Source organism: Agromyces solani (genome assembly GCF_058349925.1).
In genome coordinates this window covers 386439-402547 of sequence record NZ_JBYRER010000003.1, presented here as the reverse complement: position 1 = coordinate 402547, position 16109 = coordinate 386439, and the positions used below count along the sequence as shown (strand labels likewise).

10 protein-coding genes are annotated in these 16109 nt (G+C 71.7%); 5 read left to right on the top strand and 5 right to left on the bottom strand.

Features of this window, described 5'->3' with window-relative positions:
• Nucleotides 1–380 precede the first annotated feature (380 nt).
• The 5 genes from AC3RJ7_RS14255 (at nucleotide 381) to AC3RJ7_RS14235 (ending at nucleotide 9925) form a co-directional block, all read left to right on the top strand.
• Complete coding sequence (locus AC3RJ7_RS14255) at nucleotides 381–2114, top strand: amidohydrolase (RefSeq protein ID WP_491456508.1); 1734 nt, start codon at nucleotides 381–383, stop codon at nucleotides 2112–2114.
• A 27-nt stretch (nucleotides 2115–2141) separates the two neighbouring features.
• Entirely contained in the window at nucleotides 2142–3050 is a 909-nt protein-coding gene (locus tag AC3RJ7_RS14250; RefSeq protein WP_491456966.1) for a DNA-methyltransferase, read from the top strand.
• Nucleotides 3051–3097: 47 nt separating this feature from the next.
• Nucleotides 3098–3829, top strand: a complete 732-nt coding sequence (locus AC3RJ7_RS14245; protein WP_491456507.1) for a GntR family transcriptional regulator — start codon at nucleotides 3098–3100, stop codon at nucleotides 3827–3829.
• Between the two features lie 188 nt (nucleotides 3830–4017).
• The gene (locus tag AC3RJ7_RS14240; RefSeq protein ID WP_491456506.1) at nucleotides 4018–8484 is read left to right on the top strand and encodes a LamG-like jellyroll fold domain-containing protein; all 4467 of its coding nucleotides are present in this window, start codon (nucleotides 4018–4020) and stop codon (nucleotides 8482–8484) included.
• Nucleotides 8474–9925: a HupE/UreJ family protein gene (locus AC3RJ7_RS14235; protein WP_491456505.1), complete on the top strand. Its 1452-nt coding sequence runs from the start codon at nucleotides 8474–8476 to the stop codon at nucleotides 9923–9925. The genes AC3RJ7_RS14240 and AC3RJ7_RS14235 overlap by 11 nt, the downstream gene beginning before the upstream one ends.
• Before the next feature lie 197 nt (nucleotides 9926–10122).
• On the opposite strand, the gene AC3RJ7_RS14230 is transcribed toward AC3RJ7_RS14235, so the two are convergent.
• The 5 genes from AC3RJ7_RS14230 to AC3RJ7_RS14210 all read right to left on the bottom strand — a co-directional run bounded on the left by AC3RJ7_RS14230 (nucleotide 10123) and on the right by AC3RJ7_RS14210 (nucleotide 16058).
• Nucleotides 10123–11148: a LacI family DNA-binding transcriptional regulator gene (locus AC3RJ7_RS14230; RefSeq protein WP_491456504.1), complete on the bottom strand. Its 1026-nt coding sequence runs from the start codon at nucleotides 11146–11148 to the stop codon at nucleotides 10123–10125.
• Between the two features lie 77 nt (nucleotides 11149–11225).
• Complete coding sequence (locus tag AC3RJ7_RS14225; protein ID WP_491456503.1) at nucleotides 11226–12692, bottom strand: GH1 family beta-glucosidase; 1467 nt, start codon at nucleotides 12690–12692, stop codon at nucleotides 11226–11228.
• 26 nt (nucleotides 12693–12718) lie between these two features.
• Nucleotides 12719–13663: a carbohydrate ABC transporter permease gene (locus AC3RJ7_RS14220; RefSeq protein ID WP_491456502.1), complete on the bottom strand. Its 945-nt coding sequence runs from the start codon at nucleotides 13661–13663 to the stop codon at nucleotides 12719–12721.
• On the bottom strand, nucleotides 13660–14655 hold the full coding sequence (locus AC3RJ7_RS14215; RefSeq protein ID WP_491456501.1) for a carbohydrate ABC transporter permease: 996 nt from the start codon (nucleotides 14653–14655) through the stop codon (nucleotides 13660–13662). The genes AC3RJ7_RS14220 and AC3RJ7_RS14215 overlap by 4 nt, the downstream gene beginning before the upstream one ends.
• A gap of 125 nt (nucleotides 14656–14780) precedes the next feature.
• On the bottom strand, nucleotides 14781–16058 hold the full coding sequence (locus tag AC3RJ7_RS14210; protein WP_491456500.1) for an ABC transporter substrate-binding protein: 1278 nt from the start codon (nucleotides 16056–16058) through the stop codon (nucleotides 14781–14783).
• Nucleotides 16059–16109 lie beyond the last annotated feature (51 nt).

Here is a 16109-nt window from a genome sequence, read left to right as displayed (position 1 = left end):
CCGCGATCCCGTCGCCCACGGGCGGGATGTCTCCCCGGGAGCGCGACCCACTCGCAAACGGGCGGGATGTCTCCCCGTGGAGTGCGACCACATGACCACATGACCACACCGGGTGAGACCACTCGACCACATGACCACAGCCGCCGCGGAGTGAATCCCGGCCGGGCGTCGCCCTTCGGCAAGCAGTCCACAAGTCCACAAATCCACGCGGTCGATGTCCACTCGTCCACACGTCCACACCGTTCGCAGGCCGAGCACCTCGGGCGGGTGGGTCGTCTTCCGCCGGTGGCGTCCTCGACCCCGTGATCGCGCACCGAACCGCCGAGCCACCGAACCGCCGAACCACCGAACCGCCGCACCAACGCAGAAAGCCCAGCACCATGACCCTCGACCTCCTCATCACCGGCGCCCGCGTGCGCACGTTCGACCCCGAGCAGCCCTGGGCCGAGGCGATCGGCGTCTCGGGCGACCGGATCGCGTACGTCGGCCCGGCGGCCGAGGCTCCGGCGGCCCGCCGCAGGGTCGAGGCCGACGGCCGGCTCGTCACGCCCGGCGTGATCGACAGCCACAACCACCTGCTGCTCGGCTTCGACGAGGACGCGGTCTCGCTCGAGGGCGCGCACACCCTCGACGAGGTGCGCCGGCGCATCGCGGCCTTCGCCGCGGCCCGTCCCGAGCTGCCGTGGATCTGCGCCGAGAACGCCGTCTACGCGATCGTCGAGGACCGGCGCCCGAACGCCCGCGACCTCGCGGGGCTCGATCCGCTCGGCCGGCCGATCTTCGTGACGACGTACGACCAGCACTCGGTCTGGCTCGACGGGCGCGCGCTCGAGGTGCTCGGCATCTCGGGCGGCAGCGAGATCGCCTGGGGCCGTGCCGAGCGCGACACCGAGGGCTCGGCGACCGGATGGGTCACCGACTTCTACACGAGCGCGATGACGGTCGCCGGGCTCGCGGCACTGCAGCGCGACATCCCGATGTACTCGCCCGAACGCCGCTACCGCAAGCTGCAGTCGAGCATGCGCATGGCGACCGCGCTCGGCATCACGACCGTCGTCGAGCCGCAGGTGCCGCTCGCCGAGCTGCCGCTCTTCGAGCGGGCGCTCGCCGAGGGCGTGCTGAGCTCGCGCGTGATCGCGGCGCTCTTCCACCCGGTCGGGGCCGACGGCGAGTTCCGGCGCACGCTGCGCGACACGATCACCGACGCGGCGAACAACGCGGATGCCTCGGGCCTCCTGCGGCTCGGGCCGATCAAGCTGTACTCCGACGACGTCATCGAGCCGCACACCGCGCTCATGCTCGACGACTACGCGAACCGGCCCGGCCGGCGCGGACGCCCGAGCTACGCGGGCAACGGCGGGCGCGAACTCATCGACGTCGTCACCGAGCTCGATCGGCTCGGGCTCCAGACTCACACGCACGCGACGGGCGACGCCGGCATCCGCCTCGCGCTCGACGCGATCGAGCACGCGCAGCGGGCGAACGGCACCGTCGACCGGCGCCACGGCGTCGTGCACGTCGAGTGCCTGCACCCCGACGACCTGCCGCGCTTCGCCGAGCTCGGCGTGACCGCCGCGATGCAGCCGCGCCACTGCTCGCCCGACCTCGTCGCCGGCACCTGGATGGAGAACGTCGGCGAGGAGCGCTGGGACCGCGCCTGGCGGTTCAGGAGCCTGCTCGACTCGGGGGCGACGGTCGCGTTCTCGAGCGACTGGCAGGTCGGCGAGATGGACCCGCTCGTCGGGGTCTTCTCGGCCGCGACCCGCTCGGCCCTGGACGGCACCGACGCGTGGACGACGGGGGAGCGGGTCGGCCTCGACCGGTCGCTCGAGGCGTACACCGTGCACGGCGCGAGGGCGTGGCACCTCGAGGGTTCGCGCGGCCGGCTCGCCGTCGGCATGGGCGCCGACCTCGTGGTGTGGTCGGGCGACCTGTACGCGCACGAGCACGACCCGGCAGGGCTCCTCGCCGAGCACGCCGAGGTCACCGTGGTGGGCGGGCGCGTCGTGCACTCGCTCGGCGCGGTCGCCGAGGCAGTGGGTTCGGCCCCGGCATCCGACCCCGCCGCTGGCCGTGAGGTCGGCGACGCCCACGCGCACGAGCACATGCACTGATCCAGCGGCCGGTGGACGACTGGCAGACTGGAGCGCGTGGCCCCCGACGAACCCGACCGCATCATCCATGCGGACAACCTCGACGTGCTGCCCACGCTGCCCGACGGCAGGTTCACGCTCATCTACCTCGACCCGCCGTTCAACACCGGCCGGGTGCAGGCGCGGCAGTCGCTCCGCCACGTGCGGCAGACCGTGACGGATGACGACGAGCCGGAGGCATCCAACACCATCACCGGCTTCGCGGGGAAGCGGTACGAGCGCATCCGCGGCGACCTGCTGCGCTACGACGACCGCTTCGACGACTACTGGGCGTTCCTCGAGCCGCGGCTCGTCGAGGCCTGGCGGCTGCTCGCCGACGACGGCACCCTCTACCTGCACCTCGACTACCGCGAGGCGCACTACGCGAAGGTGCTGCTCGATGCGCTGTTCGGGCGCGAGTGCTTCCTCAACGAGCTGATCTGGGCGTACGACTACGGCGCCAAGTCGAAGCGGCGCTGGCCGACGAAGCACGACACGATCCTCGTGTACGTGAAGAACCCCGACGCCTACTGGTTCGACTCGACCGCGGTCGACCGCGAGCCGTACATGGCGCCCGGACTCGTGACCCCCGAGAAGGCCGAGCTCGGCAAGCTGCCGACCGACGTCTGGTGGCACACGATCGTCTCGCCGACCGGGCGCGAGAAGACCGGGTACCCGACGCAGAAGCCCGAGGGCATCCTGCGCCGCATCGTGCAGGCCTCGACCCGCGAGGGCGACTGGGTGCTCGACTTCTTCGCCGGCTCGGGCACGACGGGCGCGGTCGCCGCGACCCTCGGCCGCCGCTTCGTGCTCGTCGACGAGCACCCCGACGCGATCGCCGTCATGCGCGGGCGGTTCGCCGAGGTCGCGGGCGTCGTCTTCGAGGAGCATGCGACGACCGCGGTCGAGGAGCGGTAGCCTCGGCCTTGCCGCGGGCCGACGACGGGGCGATTGCGAGGTGGAACGTGGACGCCGAAGCGCGCAAGCCCGATCTCGCCGACGACCTGCGGCGGCGGATCACGTCGGGTGAGCTGCCCGCCGGCACTCGGCTGCCGAGCGAACTCGACCTCGCCGAATCGCAGGGTTCGTCGCGCAGCGCCGTGCGGGGCGCGCTCGCCGCGCTCGCCCGGCAGGGCCTCGTCGAGTCCCGCCGGGGCGCCGGCTGGTTCGTGCAGTCGGCGAAGACCCAGGGGTTCGACCGGATGCGCTCGTTCACCCAGTGGGCGGAGGCGCGAGGCCGTGAATCGGGCGGGCGTGTCGTCGCGCGCACCGTGCGCAGGGCGACGCCGCGCGAGGCACGGCTGCTCGGCATCGGCACGGGCGACGAGGTGCTGTACATGATCCGCGTGCGCACGCTCGAGGGGCGCGACGTCATGGTCGAGCGCTCGACCTGGGCGCCGTGGGTGCTGCCGCACATCGAGCGGATGCCCGACGACGCGCACTCCACCACGCGCCTCCTCGCCGACGCCGGCATCCTCATCACCCACGGCAACCATCGCATCGAGGCGGTCGCCGCGTCGAGCGAGGACGCGCGGCTGCTCGGCGTGCGCCGTTCGAGCCCGATGCTGCAGGTCCGGCGCGAGACCTACGCGTCGAACGGGCGCCCCGTCGAATGCGGCGAGGACCGCTACCTGCCGCACACGATCTCGTTCGAGGCGCAGGCCGCCGGCACCGCCGAACTGCCCGACGCGGGCTGAGGTGCGCGGCGCCACCCACTGTGCGCAGCGGGCCGACCGATCCGGGCCGACTCGCGATCTCGCCGCCGAGCCGTCCCGCGGCGTTCACCCGGCGGACACTTCCGCTCGATTTCGTGGCAGCGTTCCGGCCCCTGTCAGTCGAAGGACGTACCGTGTCGCAGTCAGCCGTTCCCCCGTCCGATTCCGCCGTGCCCCGCCGATCTCGGCGCCGTCCGGCCCTCATGGTCACCTCCGTCGCCGCCGCGACGGTGCTCTTCACCGGCATCGCCGCCGCGCCGGCCCAGGCGCAGCCGGTGCTCGATCCCGTCACGACGGCCGTCGCGCCGTCGACCGGTGACGCCCAGTCGACCGGCGCCACGTCGACCGGCACCACCTCGCTCGGCGCCGCCATCAGCGGCCCGACCGACGCGGTGGTCGGCGAAACCGTCGCCTTCACGGGCGGCGCCGGCTCGACCGGCGACCTCGTCGTCACGGTCGAGAGCCCCGACGGCGTCGTGGCCGCCGTCACCCCGGGCGACGACGGCGCCTACCGGTTCGTGCCCGCCGTCGCCGGCGAGTACACCGTCGCCTTCACGGCCACCGATGCCGAGGGCGGCATCACCGAGGAGACCCGCACCGTCACGGTCACCGGGGCGACCGCCGGGGATGCCGCGGCGCCGTCGGCCACGGACGCGTCGGCCGCCGAACAGCCCGCCGCCGAGGCATCCGCGACCGCAGCGGTGTCGCCGACGACCGAGCCGGCCGCGACCGCCGAGGGCGAGCCCGACATCCGGTTCGCCGCCATCGGCGACATCCACAACAACTGGAGCGAGCTCGCCGAGGCCTACGACTTCTGGAAGGCAGAGGACGTCGGCACCGCGCTGTTCGTCGGCGACCTCACCAACAACGCGACCGCGGCCGAGTACGCCGGCCTGAAGTCGACGATCGACTCGAAGGCCGACCTCGGCATCGACCTCGTCGCCTCGCTCGGCAACCACGACGTCAGCGCGATCTCGTCGTACGACCTGTTCACGCAGTCGACCGGGGGTCAGAAGCCGAACGCCGACTACACGATCGACGGCTACCACTTCATCACCGTCTCGCCCGGCGCCGGCACCCTCGACCCGGTGACGGGCAAGCCGTCCCAGGCGAGCTCGGGCAACTACGCCTACGCCGCCTCGTGGCTGCAGCAGCGCCTCGCGGCCGCGACGGCCGAGGACCCGACGAAGCCCGTCATGGTGCTCGTGCACCACCCGTTGCAGTGCACCCACTACGTGTCGAACGAGTGGTACGGCACGGGGCTCTCGAGCGGCTGCGGCGACACCCTGCAGTCGGTGTTCGACGACTTCCCGCAGGCGGTCGTCTGGGGCGGGCACATCCACACCCCGCAGAACATCCCGACCTCGGTCTGGCAGGGCCAGGAGAAGCGCGCCGGCGACAAGGCCGGCAAGGGCTTCACGACCGTGAACGCGCCGCCGCTCGCGTACTACGAGTTCGAGTCGGGTGTCGTCAATACGAGTCCGACGAGCCGCTCCAACGACACGACGCCCGACGATGCGGGCAACAACCGCCAGACGGCCGTCGTCGAGATCACCGGCTCCGTCGTCACGATCAAGAACTACGACCTGCTCGCCGACCAGTGGATCGACCAGACCTGGACGTGGGACGTCGCCGACTCGGCCGACACGACGAAGACCTACGACGAGCGGTTCCCGCTCAACAACACGCACCGGGCGAGCCTCAGCAAGGCCCCCGAGTGGAAGGCCGGCTCGGCGCTGACGGTGAACGGCATCGGCGAGGACAAGGCGATGGTCGCGTTCCCGCAGGCCGTGCCGGCGCCGAACACCGTGCAGGACATCGTGCACAAGTACCGCTACACGACGGTCGACGTCGCGACCGGGCAGACCGTGAACACGTTCCTGCAGTGGTCGGGCTTCTACAACCTGCCGATGCCGACGAGCCGCAACCACGAGGTGTGGAACCTGCGCCCGTCGCGCGAGTACGAGGTGCGGGTCACCCCGATCAACGCGTGGGGCAAGGAGGGCGCGCCGCTCACGGCGAAGTTCACGACGACCGGCTCGACCGGCCCCGTCGAGCCGCCGTTCGACCCCGAGAAGCTCACCTTCGACGACCTGCGCGAGCAGGTGCCGACGGCCGACCTGCTCGACGTCGGCTTCGCCGACGGCAAGGCCGTGGATGCCTCGCCGAAGGCGTGGGCGCTCACGGCGGGCAGCGCGGCGCGGGTCGAAGACGACGCCGATCTCGGCGCCCAGGTCGCGGTCGGCGAGCAGGGCTCGGCCTCCGCGTTCAAGACCGGGCTGTGGAGCGACGCCGACTACGCGAAGCTGCAGGACGGCTTCACGGTCGACGCGACGTTCAAGCTCGACGCGATCGACAAGCCCGTCGGCGGGTACGTCGACGTGTTCGGCGGCATGCAGGGCGGCGGCATCGGCCTCGAGGCGGTGCGCACGGCCTCGGCCGAGACGTACGAGCTCGGGTTCTGGTACGCGAGCCCGCGCCCGTCGGTCGAGCTGGAGTACGGCACCTGGTACCACGTCACCGGCTGGTACGACGGCACCGACGCCCGCCTCTACGTGAACGGCGCCAAGGCGATCACGACCGAGGACGCCTCGTTCCCCGTCAAGCCGACGAACACGGCGGCGCGCTACATGGCGATCGGCGGCGACGCCAACGCGAGCGGCACGCTCGACGACGCGACCCTCGACGGGCGCATCGCGGGGATCGAGCTCTACAGCACGCCGCTGAGCGACAAGAACGTCTACCGGGTCGCGAACCGCGAGCTCAAGCTCATCGACGCGACGCCGCCGCAGGTCAGGGCCGAGCGGCCCGTGCCGGGCGCGGCCGCGGTCGTCGACCGGCCCTACATCGCCCCCGCGCCGCAGGCGGTCGACAACTCGGGCCGGGTGAAGGTCGCCGTCGAGGTGACCGACCCGACGGGCGGGGTCGTCGAGGTCGAGCGCACCGACGACGGGCGGTTCACGTTCACGCCGACCGCTGCGGGCGCGCACACGCTCGCCTACGTCGCCACCGATGCGGCGGCCCGCCAGTCGCAGGCCACGTTCACGGTGACGGCCGCGAAGGGATCGGCCGAGATGGCAGGCCTTCTCGAGCCGCTGCCGGCGGCCGACCTGCTCGACCTCGACTACGTCGCCGGAAAGCCCGTCGACCGGTCGCCGCGGGCGCACGCCGTCGTCGCGGGCAACGCGCCGATCGCGGTCGACGCGACGCTCGACAGCGAGGTCGCGACCTTCACCGGCAGCTCCGCGCAGGGCTCGCGCATCGCGTGGTCCGACGCGGACTACGCGAAGACCGAGGACGGCTTCACGATCGAGTCGGTCGTCAGGACCCCCGCGATCACGACCGAGCGCGACATGATCTCGAACACGCAGAGCGCGGGGCAGGGCCTCGAGATGCTGCCGGGCACCCAGCCCGGCAAGGTCTCGCCCGAGCTCTGGGTGCGCGTCGGCGGCAAGTACGTCGTCGCTCGCGCCGAGAACGCCGTGACCGCGGGGCAGTGGTCGCACGTCGTGGCTACTTACGACGCCGCATCGGGCGCGCTGCGCGTCTTCGTCGACGGTCGCGAGGCCGGGTCGGCCGTGGCGGCCGGCGGCGGCAAGGTGCAGAACCCGACGGGCGCCGCACGCTCGTTCGTCGTCGGCGGCGACATCTCGTCGTCGGGCACCGTCGAGTACCCGTTCGAGGGCGCCATCTCGACGGCGAAGATCTTCAGCGAGCCGCTCGCGGCCGCGTCGATCGAGCGGCTCGCCGCGAGCGCCCTGGAGAGCAACGACTCGACGCCGCCGCTCGTCGAGGTCGACCCCGAGCCGGCTGCGACGGCGACGGTCGGCGCCGAGTACACGGTGCCCGCGGGCCTCGCCGGTGACGACTCGGGCTCGGTCGAGCTCACGATCACCGCATCGGGACCGATCGGCGAGAACGTCGAGATCGAGCCGGGCACGATCGTGCCCCCGGCCGCCGGCGCGTACACGCTCCGGTATCTCGCGGTCGACGCCGCCGGCAACGACACCACGGCCGAGTTCGACGTCACCGTCGAGGAGCCCGCGCCCGTCGCCACCATGCTGCCGAGCATCTCGGGAACCGCCGAGGTCGGCGGCATCCTCTTCGCGAAGCCGGGCGAGTGGGACGCGGAGGGCCTGACCTTCGCCTACCGCTGGACCGCCGACGGCGAGGAGCTCGCGGGCGAGACCGGCGCCGAGCTGCAGGTCGACGGGCCGCTCGACGGCGCCGAGATCGCGGTGACGGTGACGGCGAGCCGTGAGGGCGCGCGGCCCGGTGAGGCGACCTCCCCGGCCGTCGCGATCGCGGACCTGCCGGACTGGCAGGCCGACCGCGTGTACGTCGCGGGCGACCGCGTGCTGCACGACGGACGGGTGTTCGTCGCCCAGTGGTGGACGAAGGGTGCGACCCCCGGCGCCGTCGCGAAGAACGGCAGGGTGAACAGCGCCTGGGCCGAGCAGGGCGTCGAGGTGAGCACCGCGCAGGGTGTCGTGCGGGCCTGGACCGGATCGTGGATCTACACGGGCGGCGAGATCGTCGAGCACGACGGCCGGCTGTACCGCGCCAAGTGGTGGACCCGCGGCGAGGAGCCCGGCACCGCGAAGCACCCGGCCTGGGCGGACCTCGGTGCGTCCTGAGCCACTCCGCGAGCGGAGCGCGCGCCTCGTGCGCGCGCTCCTGCTCGCGTTCGCCGTTCTCGCCCTGCTCGTGCCGGCCGCCCCGGCGGTCGCCCACAGCTACGCCGCGACCGTCTTCGCCGACGTCACCGAGCCCGAGCCCGGCCTCGTGCGCACGGTGCTCGAGATCGAGTACGTGCTGCTCGCGACCGACGGGGCGCGCGCCATGGACGACGCCGCGTTCGAGGCCGACGCCTACGCCGACGTGCAGGCCTCGGGCCGCGACCCGCAGAAGCTCACGACCGACGTGCTCGAGCGCCACGCCGACACCGTGCTCGGGTACGTCCTGCCGCGGTACGCGGTCGCGGTCGAGGGGGATGCCTCGGCGTCGGCCGCCTGTCCGAACGCGCTCGTCGAGCCGTTCCGGATCACGATCCGCGACGGCGTGCCGCACGCCCGGCTCGTGATCGACGCCGACTGCCGGTCGGAGGTCGGCGCGGCCGCGGCGGCCTATCGGATCAGCACCGCGCTCTTCCCGGGGACGGCGCCGGGCGGCAAGACGACGACGATCGTGAGCTACGACCTCGGCTCCGGGTCGGGCGTGGCGAACCTCGACACCGACACGAGCCCGACGATGACGACGACGCAGGACTGGGGCTCGCGGATGGGCGAGTTCCTGATCCTCGGCGCCGAGCACCTGCTGTTCGGGCCCGACCACCTGCTGTTCCTGCTCGCGCTCATCGTGGGCGCGAGGCGGCTGCGCGACATCGTCGTGGTCGCGACGGCCTTCACCGTGGCCCACTCGATGACCTTCATCGCCGCCGCGCTCGGGCTCGTGAGCGTGCCGCCCGCGTTCGTCGAGCCGGTCATCGCGATCTCGATCGCCGCGGTCGCGCTCTGGAGCGTCTGGGTGTCGCGCGGGCGCGGCGGGTTCGGCGGCCTGCTGCCGTGGAGCCGGAGCACGCCGCTCGACGGCGACCTCGCTGCGGCGGCCCGCGCCGGGTCGGTCGGGGCCGGCGGCCCTGGCTCCGGCCCGGGCAGGGGAGCGGGATCGGGCTCCGGCAGCGTTGCGGCCTCCGGCGCGCGCGGCGGGCTCGCCCTCCGCGAGCGCACCGCCGTGAAGGTGACGCCCTCCGCGCTGCCGACGGTGCTCGCCCCGCCGCGCGGGTTCTCCCGCGAGGACTGGGTGCGGGTCGCGGTCGTCTTCGTGTTCGGCCTCGTGCACGGCGTCGGCTTCGCGGGCGCGCTCGGCATCGACGAGCCGTTCTCGTGGGGACTCCTCGGCGCGCTGCTCGTCTTCAACGTCGGCATCGAGCTCACCCAGCTCGTGCTCATCGCGATCGCGTTCCCGCTCATCGTGCTGCTGCGGCGCCGGCTGCCGGTCGCGCCCCTGTGGATCGAGCTGGCCGTCGCCGCCGTGGGCCTCTTCTGGTTCGTCGAGCGCCTCCTCGCCGGGGTGTGATCCGCGGCGGCACCGCCGGGTCGTGGCGTCCGCGTCCGCCCTACGCCGCCCGCCCCCTCACCCCAGCCCACCGAGTCGCCAGAAGATGTCGCTCAACGCGCGACGAACGACACTCTCTGGCGACTCGTGAGGGGGCAGGGCGGCCCGGGCGATGAGTGAGGACCGCGCGAGGACGGCGCGGTCGCCGGGAGACCGACCTACGCCGACTCGCGCACCACGAGCTCGGTCGGCAGGATCGTCGCGTGCGGCACGTCGCGGTCGCCCGCGATGAGCCGCAGCAGCATGTCGGCCATCGCCGCGCCGGCCTGTTCGGACGGCTGGGCGACGGTCGTCAACGGCACCGGCCCCGCGAGCGCCGCGGGGGAGTCGTCGAAGCCGACCACCGCGACATCGTCGGGCACGCGAAGGCCGCGCTCGCGCAGTTCGCCGACGACCCCGCCGGCCATCAGGTCGCTCGCGACGAACAGCGCGTCGACGCCGTCGTCGCCGACGCGGTCGAGCAGCCGGCGCGCCGCGAGCGCGGCGCCGGCCGTCGTGAAGTCGGCGGTCTCGACGAGGTCGTCGCGCAGTCCCGCCGACCGTACCGCGTCGAGGAACCCGTCGAGTCGGTCGATGCCGGCGGGCATGTCGACCGGACCGGTGATCGAGCCGATGCGACGACGTCCGAGCGAGATGAGGTGCTCCGTGCCGACGACGGCCGCAGCGCGGTTGTCGACGTCGACGTAGTAGTCGTCCCGGCCGGAGTCGAGCGCGGGACGGCCGCCGAACACGAGGGGCACCCCGGGGCGGGTGTCGGCGAAGATCGCGTCGCCCACGTGGTGCGAGATGACGATCGCGCCGTCGACGATGCCCGAGTTCAGGTACCGCAGCGTCTTGTGGTGCGGATCGGTCGACGCGACGAGCAGGTTGAGCACCACCTCGCTGTCGTCGATGCGGCTCGTGATGCCCTTCACGATGGCGGCGAAGTACGGGTCGCCGAAGAACCTCGTCACGTCCTCGGGCACGACGAGCGCGATCGCGTTCGAGGCGCGACGGGCGAGCGACCGGGCGGCCCGGTTCGGCACGTAGTGCAGCTCGTCGATCGCGGCCTGCACCGACGCGACGATGTCGGCGCTCACCTTCGGCGATCCGTTCACGACCCGGCTCACGGTCGCGCGCGAGACGCCGGCCGCGCGCGCGACCATCTCGAGCGTGGGGGCCCCGGGCCCCGGTTCGTTCGCCATGTCCGTCAGTCTAGGTCGCGTCGTGCGGCGGATCGCGGTCGGTCGCGTCGTTTCGAGACGCTCACTGCGCTCGCCCCTCAGACGGCCCCGCCCAGCGCGCGGTCGCGGATGGCGCGGGCGTACGCAAGCCCGGAGTCCTTGACGGTGCGGACCTGCGTGTCGTAGTCGACGCGCACGATGCCGAACCGCTTGTCGTACCCCCAGGCCCACTCGAAGTTGTCGAGCAGCGACCAGTAGAAGTAGCCGTGCACCGGGATGCCCTGCTCGATCGCGTCGAGGATCGCCCCGAGATGCTGCTCGAGGAACACCACTCGCTCGGCGTCGTGCACGCGCGCCGCGCCCGTCTCGTCGACCGACACCTCGTCATCGTATGCGGCGCCGTTCTCCGTGACGTAGAGCTTCACCCCCCGCTCGCTCGCGTACTCGCGGTGCACCCGCTCGAGCAGCTCGGTGAGCCCGGCCGGCTGCACCTCCCAGTCCATGACGGTGAGCGGCAGCCCCTGCGGGTGGTTGTGCACGCCGTCGGCCGCCGGGTAGGGCGACCGGGTCGCGCGGTCGGTCGGCGCCTGACCGGGCAGCGGGTGCTCGGCCGGCTGGTCGCTCACGAGCTCGCCGTGGTAGTAGTTCACGCCGAGCGCATCGATCGGGGTGCTGATCGTCGCGAGGTCGCCGTCGTGCACGACCTCGTCGAGCACCAGGTCGAGCCCCGAGCCCTCCGACGCCAGGTCGGCGACGAGGTCGGCCGGATACGCCCCGCGGAAGATCGGGTCGAGGAACACCCGGTTGAACTGGGCGTCGATCCGGCGCGCCGCGTCGACGTCGCCGGGGCGTGCCGGGTCGACGGGCTTCGCCACGGTCAGGTTCAGCGTGATGCCGAGTTCGAGCGAGGCATCCCGGGAACGCAGGGCTTCGATCGCGAGGCCGTGGCCGAGCATGAGGTGGTGCGCCGCCTGGAGCCCGGCCTCCTTCGAGAACCGGCCGGGCGCATGCGCGCCGGCCGTGTAGCTGAGGAACGACGAGCACCACGGTTCGTTGAGCGTCGTCCACACGTCGACCCGGTCGCCGAGGGCGGCATGCACGTCGAGCGCGTAGTCGCGGAACCGGTAGGCGGTGTCCCGGTTCGTCCAGCCGCCCTGCTCCTCGAGCGCCTGCGGCAGGTCCCAGTGATAGAGCGTGAGCCAGGGCTTGATGCCGGCGCCGAGCAGCTCGTCGACGAGGCGCGAGTAGAAGTCGAGCCCCTTGGGGTTGACCGGTCCGCCGTCGGGGCGCACCCGCGCCCAGGAGGTCGAGAACCGATAGGTCTCCAGGCCGAGCTCCTTCATGAGCGCGACGTCCTGCGGCATGCGGTGGTAATGGTCGCAGGCGATATCGCCGGTGTCGCCGTCGATCACTGCGCCCGGCACTCGGCAGAACGCATCCCAGATCGACGCCGTGCGCCCGTCTTCGAAGGCGGCGCCCTCGATCTGGAAGGCCGCGGTGGCCGCGCCGAACAGGAATCCGTCGGGGAAGGGCCGACGCGAGGCATCCGCGAAGCCGTTGGTCATGGTGTGGTCCTCTCGAAGTTCGATCGTCATCCCTTGACCGCTCCTGCCATGATGCCGCTCACGAGCTGCTTTCCGGCGAAGGCGAACAGGATCAACAGGGGGATCGTCGACAGCAGCACGCCCGCGAGCACGATGGAGTAGTCGACGAAGTGGTTGGACTGCAGGAGCGACAGCGCCACCGGCAGGGTCGGGTCGTTGCGGTCGAGCACGATGAACGGCCAGAAGAAGTTGTTCCAGGCCGAGACGAAGGTGAACAGGCCGAGCATCGCGGCGGCGGGGCGTGCGGCGGGCACGCCCACCGTCCAGAACGTGCGGAACGAGCTCGCGCCGTCGACGCGCGCCGCCTCGACGAGTTCGTCGGGCACCGTCTGCTGCAGGTACTGGGTCATCCAGAACACGCCGAACGCGCTCGTGAGCGCGGGCACGATGATCGCACCGATGTTTCCCGTCCAGCCGAGGTCGGCGAACAGGATGTACAGCGGCACGACGCCGAGCTGGGTCGGCACCGCCATCGTCGCGACGACGAACACGAGCAGCCACCGGCCGCCGCGGAAGCGGAGCTTGGCGAACGCCCACCCCGCGAGGGTCGAGAAGAAGACCACGGATGCCGCGATGAGTGCCGAGCTGTAGATCGAGTTCCACAGCGCTCGCCAGAAGTTGACGGCGGGGTCGTTGATCACGGTGGCCGCGTTCTCGAGGAAGTTGCCGCCCGGCAGCCACGACATGTTCGGGTCGCGGATCGTGGAGGCGTCGCCCGAGCCGATCAGGAACGACCAGTAGAAGGGGAAGATCGCCGAGGCGAGCACGATCGCGAGCGCGGAGTAGACGAACCAGCCGGGGCGGGCGCCTCGGATCGCCCGCGAGCGTCGCGTGCGCCGGGGGCCGTCGGCACCGCTCCAGGGGGAGCGCCGGCCCGTGAGCGCCTCGGCCTCGAGGAGCGCGCGGGTGCTGGTGGAGTCGGTCGTGGTCATCGACGCACGCTCCCTTCGTCGCGTACGACCCGTCGGGTCACGAGCAGGTTGATCACGCCGACGGCGAGGATGATGAGGAAGAGGATCCAGGCGAGCGCGGCCGCCCGGCCGAAGTTCCACTGGCCCCAGCCGATGTCGTAGAGGTAGAGGGTGATGGTGAGCCACTGCGAGTCGGCGCCCCCGGTGCCGTACTGGTCGTACATGCGCGGCTCGTCGAAGATCTGGAGGCCGCCGATGGTGGACGTGATGATCACGAAGACGAGGGTCGGCTTGAGGCTCGGCACCGTGATGGCGAAGAACTGGCGCAGCCGGCCGGCCCCGTCGATCGCGGCGGCCTCGTAGTAGTCGCGCGGGATCGCCTGCATGGCCGCGAGGAGGATGAGCGTGTTGTAGCCGGTCCAGCGGAAGTTGACCATCGTCGCGATCGCGACGTGGCTCGCGAAGGCGTCGCTGTGCCACATGACGGGCGGCAGGCCGAGGTCGGCGAGCGTCGTGTTCACGAGGCCGTACTTGTCGCCGAACATGTTGCTGAAGATGAGCGCCACGGCGACGGGCGCCATGACGTAGGGCACGAGCACGCCCATGCGCCAGAACGTCTTCGCCCGGATGTTCTGGTCGAGCATGGCCGCGATGAAGATCGCGAGGATGAGCTGCGGCACGCTCGACAGCAGGAAGATGCTGAACGTGTTGCGCAGCGCGATCCAGAACTTCGGCTGCGTGAGCACGTAGACGTACTGGTCGAAGCCGATGAACTCGCCCTGGCCTCGCACCAGGTCCCAGTCCATGAACGAGATGACCGCCGTGTACGCGATCGGGAAGAGCCCGACCACGACGAACAGGATGAAGAACGGCGAGATGTAGAGGAAGGGCGAGAGCTTCAGGTCCCACCGGCTGCGCCGCTGGGAGAAGGACAGGCGCCGGATGTCGCGGGGCGGGCGCGGCGCGCTCGGCGGGCGGGCGCTCGCCGAGACATCCGTGTCGGTTGCGGTCATGGTGGGGTCCTCGTGTCGCTGGGTGTGCGGTGTTCAGGTACGGAGGCGTGTCGCGCCGGCGCGCTGGTGCGCCGACGCGACACGCGCTCCGCTCCTGGACTGCGAACGGTGTCGGGCCGACCGGCTCAGCCGATCGCGTCGACCTCGGAGACCCACTGGTCCCACGACGCCTGCTTGTCCTGCGTGCCGTCCTCGACGCGGGTCAGCGCCTTCTGCATCGCGTCGTTGACCTGGAAGTAGTACTCGCCCTTGTACGGGGCGACCGTCACGGCGTTGGCCCGGTCGATGAAGATCTCGCCGACGGGGGCGTTGTTGAAGTACTCGTTGGTGAAGCCGGTGAGCGCCTCGTCGGTGTACGCCTCGGTCTGGCTCGGGAAGGTGCCGGCGTTCACGAAGGCCTTGATCTGCTGCGCAGGGTCGGTCAGCCAGTCGGCGAGCTTCTGCGCCTCCTCGACGTTCTCGCCGTTGGCCGGCACCGTCAGGTACGAGCCGCCCCAGTTGCCGCCGCCGTTCGGGAAGACGTTCGCGACGTCCCACGTGGTGACGTCCTCGGCGTTGCCCGAGATGACGCCGAGCATCCAGCCCGGGCAGAGCATGGTCGCGTACGCGCCGTTCGACAGGCCCGCGAACCAGTCGTCGCTCCACTGGCCGAGGTGGGCCGACTGCGTGGCGCTCGCGTCGAGGACCTGGTTGTAGAGCTCTTCGACCTCGGCGTTGTCGGTCGCGATGATCTCGCCCGACTCGGGGTCCTCGTAGGCGGCCTCGACCTGGTTGATCATGCCCTGGTAGGTGCCGCCGGCCGAGTCGAACCAGGCCTTGCCGGTCGCCTTCGTGTACTGGTCGCCGATCTCGAAGTACTTCGCCCAGTCGCCCTCGAGCAGCTTCGCGACCTCTTCGCGGTCGGTCGGCAGGCCGGCGGCGGCGAGCAGGTCGGAGCGGTAGCAGACGCCCTCGGGGCCGACGTCGGTGCCGTAGCCGATGAGGCGCCCGTCGGCGTCGGTCGCGGCGTCGACCTTCCAGTCGAGCCAGCGGTCGCCGAGGTCCGACGGCACCTCGGCGAGCAGGTCGGAGTACTGCATGACCTCGGGCAGCCAGTCGACCTCGATCGCCTCGACGTCGGCCAGGCCGGTCTTGCCGAGCTTCTGGAAGTAGTTGGCGCGAGCGTCGTTCGAGGTCGCGGCCTTCGTCTGCACGACCGTGACGTTCGGGTTCTCGTCCATGTACTCCTGCAGGAGCTCGTCGGTGTAGCCGAAGTCGTTGAACGTCGCGACGGTCAGTTCGACGGGTCCGCCGTCGGAGCCGGAGCCCGAGTCGGACGTCGGCGCGCAGCCGGCTGCGATGAGGGCGATCGCCGCGGCGCCGGTGGCGGCCGCCGCGAGCTTCGTGTGGCGTGAGAGCTTCACGGTCACTCCTTTGTGTGCGTGGGAATGCGGTCGATGAGAGAGCGCTCTCAT